The organism is Duganella sp. 1411 (assembly GCF_017833525.1).
Taxonomy (GTDB): domain Bacteria; phylum Pseudomonadota; class Gammaproteobacteria; order Burkholderiales; family Burkholderiaceae_D; genus Rugamonas.
On record NZ_JAFICD010000002.1, the window covers coordinates 312,147 to 328,291 of the forward strand.

At 66.5% G+C, this 16,145-nt stretch carries 17 protein-coding genes and 1 tRNA gene; 10 read left to right on the forward strand and 8 right to left on the reverse strand.

Annotated elements, in window-relative coordinates:
* Nucleotides 1-37: 37 nt before the first annotated feature.
* A complete protein-coding gene (locus JOD97_RS13000) occupies nucleotides 38-310 on the forward strand; it encodes a hypothetical protein (protein WP_209718092.1) in 273 nt (90 codons plus the stop codon).
* Between the two features lie 453 nt (nucleotides 311-763).
* Nucleotides 764-1,168: a hypothetical protein gene (locus JOD97_RS13005; RefSeq protein WP_209718094.1), complete on the forward strand. Its 405-nt coding sequence runs from the start codon at nucleotides 764-766 to the stop codon at nucleotides 1,166-1,168.
* A 129-nt stretch (nucleotides 1,169-1,297) separates the two neighbouring features.
* On the opposite strand, the gene JOD97_RS13010 is transcribed toward JOD97_RS13005, so the two are convergent.
* A tRNA-Val gene (locus JOD97_RS13010) sits at nucleotides 1,298-1,373 on the reverse strand.
* Between the two features lie 17 nt (nucleotides 1,374-1,390).
* Nucleotides 1,391-2,197 (reverse strand): hypothetical protein, encoded by an 807-nt coding sequence (locus JOD97_RS13015; protein ID WP_209718096.1) that lies wholly within the window; start codon nucleotides 2,195-2,197, stop codon nucleotides 1,391-1,393.
* A gap of 185 nt (nucleotides 2,198-2,382) precedes the next feature.
* Between JOD97_RS13015 and JOD97_RS13020 the strand changes: the two genes are divergently transcribed.
* Both JOD97_RS13020 and JOD97_RS13025 read left to right on the forward strand, forming a co-directional pair.
* Nucleotides 2,383-3,747: an alpha/beta hydrolase gene (locus JOD97_RS13020; RefSeq protein ID WP_209718098.1), complete on the forward strand. Its 1,365-nt coding sequence runs from the start codon at nucleotides 2,383-2,385 to the stop codon at nucleotides 3,745-3,747.
* A gap of 100 nt (nucleotides 3,748-3,847) precedes the next feature.
* Nucleotides 3,848-4,249: a hypothetical protein gene (locus JOD97_RS13025; RefSeq protein ID WP_209718101.1), complete on the forward strand. Its 402-nt coding sequence runs from the start codon at nucleotides 3,848-3,850 to the stop codon at nucleotides 4,247-4,249.
* On the opposite strand, the gene JOD97_RS13030 is transcribed toward JOD97_RS13025, so the two are convergent.
* Entirely contained in the window at nucleotides 4,176-4,772 is a 597-nt protein-coding gene (locus JOD97_RS13030; protein ID WP_209718103.1) for a CHAP domain-containing protein, read from the reverse strand. The two genes, JOD97_RS13025 and JOD97_RS13030, sit on opposite strands and share 74 nt — an antisense overlap.
* A gap of 104 nt (nucleotides 4,773-4,876) precedes the next feature.
* Between JOD97_RS13030 and JOD97_RS13035 the strand changes: the two genes are divergently transcribed.
* Together JOD97_RS13035 and JOD97_RS13040 are read left to right on the forward strand one after the other, a co-directional pair.
* Entirely contained in the window at nucleotides 4,877-5,554 is a 678-nt protein-coding gene (locus tag JOD97_RS13035) for a response regulator transcription factor (RefSeq protein ID WP_229264428.1), read from the forward strand.
* Nucleotides 5,551-7,428, forward strand: a complete 1,878-nt coding sequence (locus JOD97_RS13040) for a sensor histidine kinase (protein WP_209718106.1) — start codon at nucleotides 5,551-5,553, stop codon at nucleotides 7,426-7,428. Before JOD97_RS13035 ends, JOD97_RS13040 begins: the two co-directional genes overlap by 4 nt.
* 223 nt (nucleotides 7,429-7,651) lie before the next feature.
* Here JOD97_RS13040 and JOD97_RS13045 read toward each other — a convergent pair whose 3' ends face one another.
* A complete protein-coding gene (locus JOD97_RS13045; RefSeq protein ID WP_209718109.1) occupies nucleotides 7,652-8,554 on the reverse strand; it encodes a LysR substrate-binding domain-containing protein in 903 nt (300 codons plus the stop codon).
* A 239-nt stretch (nucleotides 8,555-8,793) separates the two neighbouring features.
* On the opposite strand from JOD97_RS13045, the gene JOD97_RS13050 reads away from it, so the two are divergent.
* Both JOD97_RS13050 and gudD read left to right on the forward strand, forming a co-directional pair.
* Nucleotides 8,794-10,152, forward strand: a complete 1,359-nt coding sequence (locus JOD97_RS13050) for an MFS transporter (RefSeq protein ID WP_209718112.1) — start codon at nucleotides 8,794-8,796, stop codon at nucleotides 10,150-10,152.
* 26 nt (nucleotides 10,153-10,178) lie between these two features.
* Nucleotides 10,179-11,519 (forward strand): glucarate dehydratase, encoded by a 1,341-nt coding sequence (gene gudD / locus JOD97_RS13055; RefSeq protein ID WP_209718115.1) that lies wholly within the window; start codon nucleotides 10,179-10,181, stop codon nucleotides 11,517-11,519.
* Between the two features lie 22 nt (nucleotides 11,520-11,541).
* Here the strand turns inward: gudD and JOD97_RS13060 are convergent, their stop codons facing one another.
* From JOD97_RS13060 to JOD97_RS13070, 3 genes are all read right to left on the reverse strand, one after another.
* Nucleotides 11,542-12,222, reverse strand: a complete 681-nt coding sequence (locus JOD97_RS13060; RefSeq protein ID WP_209718118.1) for a type 1 glutamine amidotransferase domain-containing protein — start codon at nucleotides 12,220-12,222, stop codon at nucleotides 11,542-11,544.
* A gap of 101 nt (nucleotides 12,223-12,323) precedes the next feature.
* Nucleotides 12,324-12,932 (reverse strand): TetR/AcrR family transcriptional regulator, encoded by a 609-nt coding sequence (locus JOD97_RS13065; RefSeq protein ID WP_209718121.1) that lies wholly within the window; start codon nucleotides 12,930-12,932, stop codon nucleotides 12,324-12,326.
* Nucleotides 12,933-12,964: 32 nt separating this feature from the next.
* Nucleotides 12,965-13,687 (reverse strand): phosphatase PAP2 family protein, encoded by a 723-nt coding sequence (locus tag JOD97_RS13070; RefSeq protein WP_209718123.1) that lies wholly within the window; start codon nucleotides 13,685-13,687, stop codon nucleotides 12,965-12,967.
* Between the two features lie 246 nt (nucleotides 13,688-13,933).
* On the opposite strand from JOD97_RS13070, the gene JOD97_RS13075 reads away from it, so the two are divergent.
* Nucleotides 13,934-14,368 carry an EamA family transporter gene (locus JOD97_RS13075; protein ID WP_209718126.1) on the forward strand — a complete coding sequence of 145 codons (435 nt, stop codon included), beginning with the start codon at nucleotides 13,934-13,936 and terminating at the stop codon, nucleotides 14,366-14,368.
* Nucleotides 14,369-14,543: 175 nt separating this feature from the next.
* Nucleotides 14,544-15,815, forward strand: coding sequence for an ATP-binding protein (locus tag JOD97_RS13080; RefSeq protein WP_209718128.1), 1,272 nt, complete (start codon nucleotides 14,544-14,546; stop codon nucleotides 15,813-15,815).
* Here JOD97_RS13080 and JOD97_RS13085 read toward each other — a convergent pair.
* Nucleotides 15,787-16,134: a hypothetical protein gene (locus tag JOD97_RS13085; RefSeq protein WP_209718129.1), complete on the reverse strand. Its 348-nt coding sequence runs from the start codon at nucleotides 16,132-16,134 to the stop codon at nucleotides 15,787-15,789. The two genes, JOD97_RS13080 and JOD97_RS13085, sit on opposite strands and share 29 nt — an antisense overlap.
* Nucleotides 16,135-16,145: the final 11 nt, after the last annotated feature.

The following is a 16,145-nucleotide window of genomic DNA, read 5'->3' on the forward strand; positions in this document are numbered from 1 at the left end:
AATGTTTAAGCACGGCAGTCCACCAACCTGAACTGCATTGCGACCATTTCTGCGGGCTGCCGGGATCGACACAATAAGACAATGCGTTACCCGTGCTATCAATGCGCGCGACTGGTATCTCGCCGGTCAGTTGCAACGGGTTCGTATTCCTTTCGATCTGGATTGGATGGCCTGCCGAGACATAAAAACAGAGGCTTATGTCGAACACGCTTTTGCTGCTTGTCTCTCGCTGATCTGGCGTCGCACATTTGTTACCGAAAAATCATTCTACCCTCGTAATTTTGCGGCAAAACCACTGTCACTGAAATAATCAAGGAATTGATCTGTTGCGTTAAAAATATCTCCACCGCAACGAAGCTCCGCTGCATCGTAGGCATCTGTTTAAGAAGCTTTGAGTGCTGCTTGACTATTACGCGCCGGCCACGCCTCTGTTTGCACTGGCCAGCAAGACCACCCTCCCTCGACATCAACACCTTTGATCCAACGGCCGACGGCTGGCGCGGCGGGGAAGCAAAAGGACCGTCCAGCGAGATCCCTGGGGTGGATCTGATTGCGGAATACCGCAAGAAAAATCCTCGGGCGCTCGATGATTGAGGGCCAGATCAGGACGTTCATCCGCAAAATCTCCTGTCTATCCCGGCCATGCCACCGCCTGTCGCAGACATAAGGAACGACTTAAGGGAATGGTGTATTATTGCCTCCAGAATTTTTGTTCACCGTATACCCGTGGATTCAGAATATTACAATTGCAAGGGGCTTCAGCATGCTAAAAATGACAGTTACTCTGTTCTTCATTCTTATTGGAATATCTAGCACAGCGCTTGCTGGAGGGCAGAAACTCGTACTTGATGTAGCTTTCGAACGAAACATACCTAGGGGCGCTGGCATCAATCACCGACAAAGTATGGAGAATCAAGTCCGCGCCGAATTCGATAGAAAAGCGGTGATATCGCTCGAAAATGGCTGGATGCTGCAAATTCTGGCTAAGGACAGGGGTGAGGATACTGATTTGGAGCTAACAATTCTGGAGTCGGACAAACCCGGCGCGAAGATTATAGCGACCCCTCATTTACTAGCTTCTTATGGGAAAAGTTCTGCCGTTCAATGGTCTAAGGATGGCGAGAGCCTGTCGATTTCCGTGAAGCCAGTAAAACAGGACACTCCATAATCGATAGTTCGCTGAACGAAACATCGAAACAGGGGATGTGGGAGGATGGGCCTCCCACTCTGCGGCCTCAGACCAAACAAAAAAGGCCTACACCTCGTCGGTGTAAGCCTTTGATATAAAACGTATTCTTGGTGGGAAGTGCAAGTTTCGAACTTGCGCCCCCTGCAGTGTGAATGCGAGGCCAAGCGATTCCGGCTCGGCCCCCCACCCATATTCCGCCTGCTAAGGCGCACCCGGCGGCAGAAGGAACTGAAGTCCATCGGGGACGGCGAAGTCGCGCCGCAGCAATTGATCGAACGCCAGATTGACGAGGCGCGAGCGCTCCCCGCCCTCCATGCCCGCCGGCGACGCCGCGCTCCACTTTTCCCACATGCCACCCGGCAGGTTGATCCATTCCCATCGATCCGCCGCCACGGTCACATCCTTGGTCACCGTCGTCGGAAACGATTCGAGAAAACTGCGATGGTAGGGGTGCACGTTTTCCGCGGCCGTCCGGGTCAACCCGAAGGTGAACGCATTGCCCAGCACGTCGTAGTGGGGCTGGACCACCGAAAACTGTTCGATCTCAAGCAAAATCTTGTTGCCAGCAACAATCTGGTCGGCGTCGCCGGTATTGAACGCCATCAGCGCCTCCGCATAGGAGCGCAGCGCGGGATGCTGCGCATCATGCTCGCGCGCCAAGTCGACGGCGCCTTCGGGGTCGTCGATCCACGCTTCATGCAGCCACGCCAAGTCGTCAAAAATGGCCTTCGCGGTGCTGACGAGTTCGTTCTGAATGGGACCGATGTCGCCTTCGGTGGAGGCAAGGTAGTCCAGCCCCGCCACCACCTCGGCACCGGCCATCCGGCCCAGTCCCGCCCATAGCAAGACGTCGGGCGACTTGTTGTAGACGTCCCGATAATAGTCGTACAGCTTGATCATTCGGGCGCGGTTCGCGCCGAAGCCGAGCTCCGGCGACCAGTCTTCACCCCGATCGCCGAACGCGTTGTCGTAGGACCGGCCGACGTAGACATCTTTTGAGTAAGCCATCGAGTCTCTTTCTCTAGTAGCGCCCGCCTCTCCAACACACCGCACGCTGTCGTCTCGAGCCGAGCTGGATAAGTCGATGGAGTATCGCTGAAAATGCCGCCGGGGCCGATACCGCGTACGTGGTATGGCCGGGCGCGCGGGCTGCCGGTACGATGCCGGGAGCCTGGGCGAAAAGGAGGTCGAAATTGAAAAAGCTTGCGCTGCTTCTCGTCGTCGCGCTGTGCCTCGTGGCGTCCTTGGGCCGCACCGCGTTGGCGCCACGCCAGACCATGCCTTCCCCCGCTCCGGCTGGGGGGCCGGGCATATCGCGCCCGTCGCCGGAAGCGGCAGCGGCAGCGGCAGCGCAAGTTTGCGATGCCGGAAACGCCTGCCTGGCCTACGTCGAATACGATGAATTTGGCCGCCCATACAACCGCGGCCAGATGTTGGACACGCTCCGGCAGGCGCGATCTGCGGCCGAAAGCAACGGTATCGTGGTGGTGTTTGTGCATGGCTGGCACCACGACGCCGCGCCCGGCGACGCCAATATCGCGTCGTTTCGCGAAGTGCTGCAACGCGCCGTCGACATCGACAAGGCGTATGGCGTGCGCCCCAGGCCGGTCCTGGGAATTTATGTCGGCTGGCGTGGCGAATCGATCAAGGGCGATCACTGGTATTCGTGGCCGTTCAGCCAGCTCACTTTTTGGGACCGCAAGAACACCGCGCAGAACGTCGGCAATGGCGCGGTGTATGAACTGCTGGTGCGACTGTCCCTGCTGCGCGGCGCCAACAAAGGTTCGAGGCTGGTGGTGATCGGACATAGTTTTGGCGGCGCCATCGTCTATTCCGCGCTGTCGCATAACCTGCTCGAACAGATCGCCACCGATCCGCCCGCCGATTCCACAGGCGACGGCGACAAAAAAAAGGGCGTCAAACGTTGGGATCTGGCCATGCTGGTCAACCCCGCGTTCGAAGCGATGCGGCTCCGGCCCCAGTTTGAACTGGCACGCACCCAAGACTACGAGCGGACCCAAGCTCCCCACCTGGTACTGATCACCACGCAGGCCGATTGGGCCACGGCTACCGCGTTCCCGCTGGGACGCGCCGTGTCCACGCTGTTCGACAAGTATGCCGACGACGACGGCGCCGGGCGCGCCCTGAACAACACCGCCGTGGGCCAATATATTCCCTTCGTCACCCACCAGGCGGCATTGTCGAACGACTGCCGGCGCGGCGAGGACGACCAAAAGATCGGCGCCGGGGCCGGGGCGGCGAGCGTCGCGGTCAACCAGAGCTTTTGCTTCAACGACAGAAAGGCCCTGGTCGATCAGGGCGCCCCGTTGCTGCTTTCCCGTTGCGACACCGATGCCGACTGCGCCCAAGTGGCGCCCAACCATCACATCACAAGGGGCCCGGCCGGCATGGGCCTGACGCCCGAGCGGATGCCGATCATGAACATCCGCACCACCGCCGATGTGATGGCCGACCATAACGACATCTGGAATCCCACGATGCAAGGTTTTCTTACCCAGTTTGTGATTCTGTCGGTCCATCATCCGGATCAAATATGACACGGCCGGGTGGCCGCGCGCGACTCGATCCGTTTGAAGGGGCGGCCTAAAAGGTGGCCGTGCCAAGGCCCGGCTCGAGGCGGCGCAGAAGCTGCTCATCGTGCAAGACGCCAATGGCCGCAAGCTGTCGAAGGCCAGCGGCGGCGGCGGCTTCTCGCTCGGCTTCATGGCGTTCGGCGGCGCCCACAGCACCTCGAGCAGCAGCGCCGGCTGGCAGGATTCCGCCGCCTCGACCTTGCATCGGGTGTTCGGCAACACCGCCAAGAACCTGTCGATCGACCTCGAATTCATCCTGTGCACGATCCAGCGGCCCTGGCTGACCAGCGACCTGTTCGCGATGCAGGGGTGGCGCGCGGTCGGCCCGCCGCGTGATCCCGCGCGGCTTTTTTCCACCCACCGCCGGGCGCGGCTGATGCGGCGCGCGCGGGTCAGCCGACGTCGCGGCACCAGGCGTAGATGCTGCGGGCTTGCGCCTCGAACTTGGCCGGCGAGGTGGTCTTGATGGCGTCGTGCGGCGCGGTTTCGATGTTATCGGCCGAGCAATGGACGATGCGGGTGGCGCGCCCGTCCGCATCGGCCTCGACGACGATGGCGACGTGGCCGTAGTCCTCGCCGCTGCCCAGCTGGGGATAGACCACCAGCGCGCCGGGCCGGGCCCGCTCGATGCGCGTGAAGCGGCGCTGCGGCCCCTGGGCGTCGGTCCAGATGCTGTCCGTGTTGATCCAGGCGTCGCCCCCGGGCCCGGGAACGACGCGCGCCAAGCCCAGCGCCCAGCAGACGAAGCCGCTGCAGTCGCAGGCGTCGCGCACCAGCGCCGGGTCGTGCACGTCGATCCCCATGGCCTGCGCCAGCGGCGCCAGCGCCTGCTGGTGGGCCCGGTCCAGGCCGGCCCACTCGTGCGCCACGCGCACCGGGTTCGACGGCAGGGCGGCGGCGGGATCGCGCCCGCCCTGCCCTATCCAGTACAGGATCGCATGGCCGGTGGCGGCGCTGGCGCGGGCGAGCACTTGCTCGGTGGTGGTCATGGCAATCTCCCGAAAAAAATGCCCACTATGCACGCGCCGGGGCGACGTGGCAATCGCGTGAACACGTTATCGACGCGGCCATAAAGTTGTACTAGAATCAATTCATGGCGCCCCCGCACCCCCCTCCCGTGCCGACATCCGTGCTGATCGTCGAGGACGAACCCGAACTGCTGCACCGTTTCTCGGCGGCGCTGCTGGCCGAGGAGCGCCTGCACCTGATCGCGGCGGTATCGAGCGGGGCCGCGGCGCTGGCCGTGCTCTCGAGCAGCACGCCGGACGTCGTGCTGCTCGACCTGGGCTTGCCCGACGTCGACGGCATCGTCGTCATCCGCCACGTGATGCGGCATTGCCCCGACTGCGACGTGCTGGTGGTGACCATGTTCGGCGACGACGATCACGTCTTCGCCGCGCTCGAGGCCGGCGCGACGGGCTACCTGTTGAAGGATGTCGGCCCCGAGCGCATCGCCGCCGGCATCCAAGAGCTGCGCGGCGGCGGCGCGCCGATCTCGCCCAGCATCGCGCGCCGCGTGCTGGCGCGCATGCGCACGCCGGCGCCGGCCGGCGCGCCGTCCGGACCGGCCGCGCCGGCGTCGATCCTGACGCCGCGCGAAATCGAGCTGCTCAAGCTGACGGCCAAGGGACTGAGCTTCGACAAGGTCGGCGAACTGCTCGGCATCTCGCCGCACACGGTGGTGGCCCACGTCAAAAAAATCTACCGCAAACTGGCCGTGCACTCGCGCACCGAAGCCGTCTACGAAGCCACGCAACTGGGGCTGCTATGAGGTGGTGGCGGTGCTGCGCCGCCGTGCTGGCGTGCGCCGCCGCCTCGCTGCCGTGGCTGACGCTGGAACCGGCGCCCGACGACGCCGTCGTCGAACTCGGGCGGGCGATGATGGTCGAGTCGGCCGAGACCGCGCCGCCGCCGGACTCGGCGCCCTGGCGGGAGACGGCGCTGCCGCTGTCGCGCGGCCAGCCGTCCCGCGGCGCCTGGTTGCGCATGACGTTCGACGTCGCCGGCGCGCCGGCGGAATTCTGGGGCGTCCTGCTGCCCTACCTGTACGGCGGCGGCCAGGTCTGGCTCGACGGCCGCCTGGTCGGCGACCTGCCCGTCAGCGGCCCGGCCTTGCACGTGCGCTGGGAGCGGCCGGCCCTGTTCGTCCTGCCGCGCGACAGCCTGGGCGCCGGGCGCCACGCGCTGGCGATCCACGCCAGCCCGGTGGCCGGCGAAACGGCCATGAACGTCGCGCCGCCCCGCGTCGGGCCGCTGACGCAGCTGCGCCCCCAGTTCGACCGGCGCTACTTCTGGATGCACACGATGCCGGAGCTGACCGTCGGCGGCTGCCTGGTCGTCGCGATGCTCATGCTGCTGATCTGGTGGCGCTTGCCGGAAGAGCTGCTGTACGGCTGGTTCGGCGTCGCCGCCCTGATGTGGGGCATCCGCACGCTGACCTTCGTGATCGAGGCGGTGCCGCCGGAGCGCTGGCAGTGGTGGCGTCTGCTATATCTGGCGAGCACGGGCGGCTTCATCGTGGTGCTGGCGCTGTTCGCCGGCCGCCTCGGCGACCTGCACAACCGCTGGAGCGAGCGCGCGCTGCTGGCCTACTGGGCCATCGGCCCCGCCTGGCGGCTGATGAGCGGCATCGACAGCGACGAGTTGGTCAACCGGCTGTGGATCGCCGGCCTGATCCCGATCGCGATCGCCATCGTGGTCATGTCGGTCGTCACCGCCATGCGCCAGCGCACGCCGCTGTCGTTCCTGTTGCCGGCCACGCTGGCCGTGGCGACGCTGACCGGCATCCATGATTATCTGATCGTGTGGCAGCCGTCGTTGCTGGCGCCGTTGGCGCCGGGCTGGGTGGGCCAGCGCTATTTCCTGCTGCACTACGGCGCCGACCTGGTGCTGGTAGCGATGGGCGTGCTGCTGTGCGCGCGCTTCGTGCTCAGCGTGCGCGCGCTGCGCGAGCTCAACGAGACGCTCGAATCGCGCATCGCCGACCGCGAGCGCGCGCTGACGGCCAACTTCGACCGCATGGCCGAACTGGAGCGGCAAAACGCGGCGGCCGTCGAGCGCAAGCTGATCATGCGCGAGATCCACGACGGCCTCGGCTCCAAGCTGTTCACGTCGCTGTCGCGCGTCGAGCGCGGCGCCATGGACGCCATCGAGATGGCCTCCTCGTTACGGGCGTGCATCGCCGACATGCGCCTCGCGCTCGAAGCGCTGGCGCCCGACGACCATGACCTGCAGGTGGCGTTCGGCGACTTCATGTTCCGTTGGGGCGCCGAGCTGAAGGCGATCGACGTGCAGTGCGCATGGACCGTCGAGCTTCCCGACGACGCCTTGCAACTGGGGCCGCACGCCACGCTGCAGGTGTTGCGCACGGCGCAGGAGGCGCTCACCAATGTCGCCAAGCACGCCGGCGCGCGCCGGGTCGAATTGTCGCTGGTGGTGCGCGACGGCCGGCTGGTGCTGCGCGTGGCCGACGACGGCGTCGGCCTCGCCCACAACCCCGGGTCCGGCGGACGGGGCATGCGCAACATGGCGGCGCGCGCCCAGCAGCTCGGCGGCACGCTGCGCATCGAACCCGGCGCCCGGCTGGGGACCGTCGTCACGCTGGCGCTGGATCTGGAACGGGCCGGCCGCCCGCGCATAGCGTGAGCGCGGGATTCCGCGCCGTGGCCGGCGCTTCTAGAATCGGTCCTGTCGCTTGCCTCCCACCATCGCCCGCCAGGAGCCGCCCATGCCCGCCAGCATCGCCGCCGCCGGCCGGACCGCCTTGACCGCCACCCAGCCCGCCTGACGCGCGCCGATCGCCTGGACATGTGGTTTTACGAGCGCTGGACCGGCCATCACGCGTCAAGCGCGGCGGTCGCGGTACCGGTCAATCCCGCCGCGCCATGCGCGCGCCGTCGAACCCCGGCAGGATGTCGCGGACGAACATCTGCAGGATGGGATTTTCATTGTCGCGCCGATAGACGCACACGGTATGGACCGGTTCGGTCTCCATGCGGCGCAGCACGATGCCGTCGAACTGCAGGCGGGCGCAGGATTGCGAGACCAGGGCGGCGCCGATGCCGGCGCTCACCAGCGCCAGCATCGTGTGCACCTGGCCGATGTGCTCGACCACGTCCGGCGCCACGTTGGCGCGCTCGAAGCGGCTGGTCAACATCTGGTAGAACGGGCGCGCCTCGTGCGGCGAGTACATGATGAAGGGCCGCCGGTGCAGGCAGGCCAAGGTCGGCGCCTGCGGATACGAGTCCGCCTCGCGCGCCGGGATCGCCAGCAGCATGTCTTCCGTCGCGATCGGCAGGCTCACCAGCTCCTGGTGCAGCGCCAGCGGCCGCATCAGTCCCAGGTCGAGCTGCCCGGCGCCGAGCGCTTCCACCTGCGCCGTGCTGACCAGTTCCTTGAGCGACAGCGCCAGTTGCGGCGTGCGTTCGCGCAGGCGCCGCACCACCTCCGGCAGCAGCGTATAGCCCGACGCCGACGTGAAACCGATGGTCAGGCTACCCTGCTCGCCCTTGGCCACGCGCCGCGCCAACAGGCCGGCCTCGTCGACCATGCGCAGGATGCGCAGCGCTTCGGGCAGGAAGGCGTGGCCGGCGGCGGTCAGGCGCACGACCCGGCTGCTACGGTCGAGCAATTGCACGCCGACGTTATGCTCGAGCAGCTGGATCTGCCGGCTCAGCGGCGGCTGCGTCATGTTCAGGCGCTCGGCCGCCCGCCCGAAGTGCAACTCCTCGGCGACGGCGACAAAGCAGCGCAACTGGCTGATTTCAAACATGGGACCCCTGGTTCGATCGATGGATGGATGGACGACCACGTTATTGTATGCCCCGGCGGCCATCGATTCAATTTGTGCATTGATCGATACAGCATTTGATTTGATCGAACATCGATCGAGTCATATGATCGTGACAGCGATGCGGCACCTGCGCAGGCAGGGACGAAGCGACGGCAGCGACCGCGCGTGCATCGCCCACCGGCCCACCCGGCCGGCCTACGACGATCAACGGAGACTATATGGAACAAATCAACACCGGCGCCGCAGCGGGCGCCGCCCAAGGCCGGACGCGCACGCGCTGGATGATCCTCGCGATGTTGTTCGCGATCACCACCATCAATTACGCCGACCGCGCCACCATCTCGATCGCCGGGCCCGAAATCAAGAAGGAACTCGGCCTCTCCGCCGTCCAGATGGGCTTTGTGTTTTCCGCCTTCGCCTGGTCGTATGTGCTGGCCCAGATCCCCGGCGGCTGGCTGCTGGACCGCTTCGGCTCCCGCATCACCTACTTCTTCAGCATTTTCCTGTGGTCGCTGTTCACGCTGTTCACCGGCGCGGCCGGCTTCTTCACCGGCGGCGCGGCCGTGGCGGTGCTGTTCGCGCTGCGCATGCTGGTGGGGCTGGCCGAGGCGCCCTCCTTCCCCGGCAACAGCCGCATCGCGTCGGCCTGGTTTCCGACCAACGAGCGCGGCCTGGCCGCCGCCATCTTCAATTCCGCCCAGTACTTCGCCACCGTGCTGTTCGCCCCCATCATGGGGTGGCTGGTGCACACCCACGGCTGGCACAGCGTGTTCTACGTGATGGGCGGCCTCGGCATCCTGATGTCGCTGATCTGGCTGAAGACCATCTACGGGCCGAGGGAACATCCGCGCGTCAACGCCAGCGAACTGCACTACATCCAGCAAGGCGGCGCCCTGGTCGACCTGGAGCAGCGCGGCGGCGCCGGGCGGCCGGCGCAGGTGGACACCCTGGCCTGCATCAAGGAATTGCTGGCCAACCGCATGCTGCTGGGCGTCTACATCGGCCAATACTGCATCACCACGCTCACCTATTTCTTCCTGACCTGGTTTCCCGTCTACCTGGTGCAGGAGCGCCACATGACGATTCTCAAGGCCGGCTTCGTGGCCTCGCTGCCGGCGGTCGCGGGCTTTTTGGGCGGCATCGTCGGCGGCTGGATGTCGGACCGCCTGGCCAAGGCCGGCTACTCGCTGTCGGTGTCGCGCAAGGTGCCCATCGTCATCGGCATGGTGTTGTCGATGAGCATGATCGCCTGCAACTACGTCGACGCCGACACCCTGGTCGTGGCCGTGATGTCGCTGGCCTTCTTCGGCAAGGGCATCGGCGCGCTCGGCTGGGCCGTCGTGTCGGACACCTCGCCCAAGGAGGCCGGCGGCCTGAGCGGCGCGCTGTTCAACACCTTCGGCAACACCGCCGGCATCACCACGCCGATCGTGATCGGCTACATCGTCCAGAACACCGGCTCGTTTTCCGGCGCGCTGCTGTTCGTCGGCGCCAACGCGGCGCTGGCCGTGGCCTGCTACCTGTTCGTCGTCGGCGACATCGAGCGCGTCAAGCTGGTCAAATCCTTGAAGCCATAAACGTCCCCCTCATTAAAGAAGACCCCATGAAAACCACCGTCACCAATACCCCCGTCGTCACCTCGCTGCGGGTCGTCCCCGTCGCCGGCCAGGACAGCATGCTGCTCAACCTGAGCGGCGCGCACAGCCCCTGGTTCACCCGCAATATCGTGATTCTCACCGACAGCGCGGGCAACACCGGCCTGGGCGAGGTCCCCGGCGGCGAGATGATCCGCAAGACCATCGACGACGCGCGCGAGCTCATCGTCGGCCAGCCGCTGTCCCGCTACAACAGCGTGCTCAACACGATGCGGACCGCCTTCGCCGACCGCGACGCCGGCGGGCGCGGCAACCAGACCTTCGACTTGCGCACCACCATCCACGCCGTCACGGCCGTCGAGTCGGCATTGCTGGACTTGCTGGGACAATTCCTGGACGTGCCCGTGGCCGAACTGCTCGGCGAAGGCATCCAGCGCCAGGCCGTGGAAATGCTGGGTTATCTGTTCTACGTGGGCGACCGCCACAAAACCACGCTCGGCTACCGCGACGAACGGGACGCCGGCGACGACTGGTTCCGCGTGCGCAACGAGGAAGCGCTGACGCCGGAGGCCGTGGTGCGCCTGTGCGAGGCGGCGCGCGCGCGCTACGGGTTCTCGGACTTCAAGCTCAAGGGCGGCGTGCTGTCGGCCGACGCCGAGATGGAGGCGATCGTCGCCATGCATGAGCGCTTCCCGGACGCGCGCATCACGCTCGACCCGAATGGCGCTTGGTCGCTCGAGGAGGCGGTGCGGGTGTGCCGCGACAAGCACGGCATCCTGGCCTACGCCGAAGACCCGTGCGGCGCCGAGCACGGCTTCTCGGGACGCGAGGTGCTGGCCGAATTCCGCCGCGCCACCGGCCTGCCAACCGCCACCAACATGATCGCCACCGACTGGCGCCAGATGGCCCACTCGATCGCGCTGCAATCGGTCGACATTCCGCTGGCCGATCCGCACTTCTGGACCATGCAGGGTTCGGTCCGCGTGGCCGAACTGTGCCAGATGTTCGGCCTCACCTGGGGCTCGCACTCGAACAACCACTTCGACATCTCGCTCGCCATGTTCACCCATGTGGGCGCGGCGGCGCCCGGCAAGGTCACCGCCATCGACACCCACTGGATCTGGCAGGACGGGCAGCGCCTGACCAGGGAACCGCTCAAGATCGAAGGCGGCCGGGTGCACGTGCCAGCGAAGCCGGGCCTGGGTATCGAGCTCGACGAAGCCGAACTGGAACAGGCGCACCAGGCCTACAAGAACCTGGGCCTGGGCGCGCGCGACGACGCGGCGGCCATGCAATTCCTGGTGCCGGGCTGGCAGTTCGATCCCAAGCGTCCCTGCCTGCAGCGCTAAGCCGCCGGGCGGCGGCTCACGCTCAGGCGATGCGCTGGAGCAGCAGCGCGGCCGCCTCGGTCGAGGAGCCCGGATTCTGGCCGGTGATCAGCAGGCCGTCGCCGACGACATACGAACCCCAGTCCGGGCCCTTGGAATACACGCCGCCCTTGGCCTTCAGCTCGTCCTCGACCAGGAACGGCACCACATCGGTCAGCCCCACGCCCTCCTCTTCGGTGTTGGTGAAGCCGGTGACCCGCTTGCCCTCGACCAGCGGGCGACCGTCCGCGTTTTTGACGTGGCGCAGCACGCCGGGCGCGTGGCACACCAGCCCCACCGGCTTGCCGGCCGCGACGAACGATTCGATCAGCGCGATCGAGTGGCGGTCCTCGGCCAGATCCCACAGCGGGCCGTGGCCGCCCGGATAGAAGACCGTGTCGAAATCGGCCTGCGTGACCGCATCGAGGCGCACCGTGGCGGCCAGCTGGGCATTGGCGGCGGCGTCCGCCTCGAAGCGGCGCGTCAAGTCGGTCTGGAACGACGGCTCGTTGCTTTTCGGGTCCAGCGGCGGCTGGCCGCCCTTGGGCGAGGCCAGCACCACCTCCACGCCGGCATCCTTGAAGGTGTAGTACGGCGCGGCCAGCTCTTCCAGCCAGAAGCCGGTCTTGCGGCCGGTGTCGCCGAGCGTGTCGTGGGAAGTCAAAACCATCAGTACTTTTTTCATGCTGTTTCTCCTAAAGTAAATCACATCGCCACTATTAGACCGGTCGTCTATTTATGTGGCAAAAAAAAGCATTTCCGGGGAAATGCATACCGATCTGCCGCTCATGTGGGCGGCAGAGCGAGAATTCTGCGGGTGGTCGCCATCGCGGTCTCGAAAGCGGCCGTGTCGCGCTCGATCTTCACCATGACGCTGGCGCCGAGCCAGAGTTGATACAGGCTTTGGGCGACCACGTCGGCACTGCCGTCGACCTTCAGCGAGCCTTCGGCCGCGCCGGCTTCGATGGCGCGCGCCAGCCGCTCGACGATGCCCGACGTGCCCCGCTTCAGCGCCAGGCGCATCGCTTCCGACAAATCCGCCACTTCGGCGGCCAGCTTGACCGCCAGGCATTTGCCCTGGCAATCGAAGAACGATTGTGTCTCGCGCCAGACGGTCCAGTAGTTCAGCAGGCGCTGCGCCATGGTCAGGCCGGGTTGGGCCAGCGTGGCATCCAGATCCGCCAGATAGTCGTCAAAGTAGCTGTCGAGCATCGCCTCGCCGAACGCGTCCTTGGAGCCGAAGTAATGGTAGAACGACCCCTTCGGCACGCCGGCGCTGGTCAATATTTCATTGAGCCCGACCGCCGAGTAGCCCTTGCCGGCCATGATGCGCTGGCCGGTGGCCAGGATGTGGTCCCGGACGTCGACGGATTCGGTGGTGGTTGCCTTGTTCATGACCGCACTATAGCAACGATTAGACCGGTCGTCTATAGTTTTTTTAAGGGCACCGGTGCGAAGTACCGATACAGGCTATCGACGATCAGCACGGCGATCCAGATCGACCACAAGGTGTGCGTCAGGAAGTGCGCGCCGCGCAACTGCTGGATCCAGCCCACCGTGAAACCGAACACCAGCATCGCGGCCCCGGCGGCGGCGGCCTTGCGCGGTTGGTGCGGCAGCCAGAACACGGCCAGGGCCAGCAGCCACAAGGCGCCGGAGGCGTGGCCGGCGGGCATGCAATGGCCGGAAGACACGCCCGCCGGCACCGCCTCCAGCAGACGCACGTACGGCTCGCTGCCGCCGTAGCGCTGCAAGTCCCAGGGGCAATGCGACGCGCTCACGCGCTTGAGCAGACTGACGACGGTCGGCACCAGCACCGCCGCCGACGCCAGCACCCGCAAGCCGATGCGCCGCGACGCCGTCCAGCCCGGTCGCGGGCGCCACCAGTCCCAGGCCGCCACCGCCAGCGTGGCCACGCCCAGCACCTGTAGCCAGCTTTTGAGGATGCCGTGGTTGAAGCGGTCGGCCAGCCAGGCGCCGCGCCATGGGAAGGTGCCGCTGGCGTGGTCGAACATCCAGTCGGCCACCAGCAAGTCGAGATCGCTGTAGCGGTCGGCCCACAACAGCAGCGAGGCGGACACGGCCAGCGCCACGTGGACGCCGCGCACACGAACGGGACGACTGGGAGCGCTGGGCGGGCTTGCGGTCATGGGACAGGTCGGGTTGTAATGTCACCGTATTGTGTTCCAGATTAGCCGACGCGATCAAGCGCCGTTTGGCCGGCCGGCAATGGCAGCGCAAGCCGCATGGAAAGCCAGCACGGCGCCGGCCACGCGGCTTTCACCATACATGGCGCCGGCCCGTGCGTTTCCGCTCCGAAAGGCGTCGGGCCGGCGACAGACCATGCCATAGTCGCGCCGGACGACCTGATCCGCAAACCTTGAATGGAGTGTGCCATGGCGACGCAAAACGGCTGGTTGTACTGGGCGATGCTGTCGGCGGTGTTCGCCGCGCTGACGGCCATCTTCGCCAAAATCGGCATCCAGGGGGTCGACTCCGACCTAGCGACGCTGATCCGCACGCTGGTGGTCATGATCGTGCTGGGCCTGTTCGTGGCGTACGCCGGCAAATGGAGCAATCCCTTGCGGTTGCCGGCCAGGACCTGGCTGTTCCTGGTGCTGTCGGCGCTGGCGACCGGCGCGTCGTGGGTCTGCTACTTCCGCGCGCTGCAACTCGGCCCGGCCTCCAAGGTGGCGCCGGTCGACAAGTTCAGCCTGGTGCTGGTGGCGCTGTTCGCCTTCGCGTTCCTCGGCGAGCGCCCCTCCCCCCGCGACTGGTCGGGCATCGCCCTGATCGCCGCCGGGGTGCTGCTGCTGGCGTGGCGACGCTGACCGCGCCGGCGACAACTCTACCCGCCCGCGCGTTAAGCGCGCGTTAAACAGTCGGCGCCCCGCCACACCGCTAAAAATACGCCGGCCGGGCGTTGCGCCGCCCGGCCGGCATGACCATAATTGCCGAGCGTCGCGCCCGCCGGGCCCGGCATCGATCCCCCACAGCCCACCGGTGATGCCCCCCTTCCGTTCCCTCAGCCGCCGCATCGTGCTCGCCTACCTGGTGTTCGCCTCGATCGCCAGCGCCTCGTTCGCCGTGATCGCCGCCCAGGCGGTCGAGCGCGTCGAAGGGCGGCTGGTGAACCAGCGGCTGGCGGAAGTGGCCAACTGGGCCTCGCCGCGTTATGCCGGCCACCTGCCGGTCGAACTGCCGGCCGGACTGAGCTTCCACCACGACGCCGAGATCCCCAAGGCGCTGCGCGGACTGCCGGGCGGCGCCTCGCGCATCGCGCTCACCGGCGCCCGGCTCCACGTGTTCAGCGGCCACGACACGCAGGGCGAGTTCGTCGTCGTCGACCACCACAGCGACTACGATGCGATCGAGCTGCTGGTGTATGGCATGTTCGCCGTCGGCTTCGCCGGCTTCCTGCTGTCGTCGCTGATGTTCGGCGCCTTCATCGGCCGCCGCGTGGTCACGCCCATCATGGCGCTGGCCGCCGCCGTCGAGGCGCGCCGCGAACCCTTGCCGGCGCTGGACCAGTCCGACGAACTGGGCGAGCTGGCGCGGGCGTTCGCCGCGCGCACCGCCGAGCTGTCGGCCGTGCTCGACCGCGAGCGTTTCTTCACCGGCGACGTCAGCCACGAGTTGCGCACCCCGCTCACCGTCATCCGCGGCGCCGCCGAAATCATCCTGTCGCAGGCGGCCGCGCCGCCGGTGCTGCTTGCCGCCGGGCGCATCGACCGCGCCGCGCGCGAAGCCTCCGACGCGGTGGCCGTGCTGCTACTGCTGGCGCGCGCGCCGGACCGGCTCGGAACGACAGCCGTTCGCGTCGATGAACTGGCCGGCGCCGAGTGCGCGCGTTGCCAGGCGCTGACCGCGCACAAGCCGGTGACGTTGCGCTACGCGGGCGGCGCCGCGCTGACGGTCGAGGCGCCGCGCGAGTTGCTGGTCGCGCTGATCGGCAACCTGGTGCGCAACGCCTGCATCCACACCGATCAGGGAGAGGTGCGCGTCGGCCTGGAAGACCGGACGCTGGTGGTCGAGGACACCGGGCCGGGCCTGCCGCCGGCGGCGCGGGCGCATCTGGCGCACCAGCGCACCCCGGCCGGCGAGTCCGGCTCGGCCGGGACGGGGCTCGGCCTGGGGCTGGTGCGGCGCATCTGCGCCTGCCTGGACGCCGGCCTGAGCTACACCGAACGGGACGGCGGCGGCAGCCGGTTCGAAGTGCGGTTTTCGCCAGCGGCAAGCGCTGCCGACCTCACTGATCCATCAATTGGTATTTCTTGACGACGCCGGCCTGGTCAAACAGGATCGACAGCTCCCTGGTATTGTCCGCGCTACTCAGCAGCAAATTCACGTACGGCACCGAGTCGACGGCTTTCGAGTACCCCACTTGGTACAGCCACACTTCATAACCATTGGAAAACTTGGTGACCTCGGCGGCACCGAACGCCGCGCTGATATCCGCCCTGGTCGAGCTGCCGATCACGATGGTGCTCGCGGCCCGCTCCCGGGTCAGCGTTTTGACCGCGCCGTTGCCGGTCGACGCGCAGCCGGCCACCGCCGCCAGTGCCAGCAAGGCGATCAGCCGCAGGCTTTTATCCATTGCCGATCGTC

Bases quoted from the DNA above. Each gene is read 5' to 3' on its own strand.
- JOD97_RS13015 (WP_209718096.1), bottom strand. From the start codon at position 2,197: ATGGCTTACTCAAAAGATGTCTACGTCGGCCGGTCCTACGACAACGCG.
- JOD97_RS13050 (WP_209718112.1), top strand. From the start codon at position 8,794: ATGGAACAAATCAACACCGGCGCCGCAGCGGGCGCCGCCCAAGGCCGG.
- JOD97_RS13040 (WP_209718106.1), top strand. From the start codon at position 5,551: ATGAGGTGGTGGCGGTGCTGCGCCGCCGTGCTGGCGTGCGCCGCCGCC.
- JOD97_RS13085 (WP_209718129.1), bottom strand. From the start codon at position 16,134: ATGGATAAAAGCCTGCGGCTGATCGCCTTGCTGGCACTGGCGGCGGTG.
- gudD (WP_209718115.1), top strand. From the start codon at position 10,179: ATGAAAACCACCGTCACCAATACCCCCGTCGTCACCTCGCTGCGGGTC.
- JOD97_RS13075 (WP_209718126.1), top strand. From the start codon at position 13,934: ATGGCGACGCAAAACGGCTGGTTGTACTGGGCGATGCTGTCGGCGGTG.
- JOD97_RS13035 (WP_229264428.1), top strand. From the start codon at position 4,877: ATGGCGCCCCCGCACCCCCCTCCCGTGCCGACATCCGTGCTGATCGTC.
- JOD97_RS13070 (WP_209718123.1), bottom strand. From the start codon at position 13,687: ATGACCGCAAGCCCGCCCAGCGCTCCCAGTCGTCCCGTTCGTGTGCGC.
- JOD97_RS13005 (WP_209718094.1), top strand. From the start codon at position 764: ATGCTAAAAATGACAGTTACTCTGTTCTTCATTCTTATTGGAATATCT.
- JOD97_RS13030 (WP_209718103.1), bottom strand. From the start codon at position 4,772: ATGACCACCACCGAGCAAGTGCTCGCCCGCGCCAGCGCCGCCACCGGC.
- JOD97_RS13060 (WP_209718118.1), bottom strand. From the start codon at position 12,222: ATGAAAAAAGTACTGATGGTTTTGACTTCCCACGACACGCTCGGCGAC.
- JOD97_RS13065 (WP_209718121.1), bottom strand. From the start codon at position 12,932: ATGAACAAGGCAACCACCACCGAATCCGTCGACGTCCGGGACCACATC.
- JOD97_RS13045 (WP_209718109.1), bottom strand. From the start codon at position 8,554: ATGTTTGAAATCAGCCAGTTGCGCTGCTTTGTCGCCGTCGCCGAGGAG.
- JOD97_RS13080 (WP_209718128.1), top strand. From the start codon at position 14,544: ATGCCCCCCTTCCGTTCCCTCAGCCGCCGCATCGTGCTCGCCTACCTG.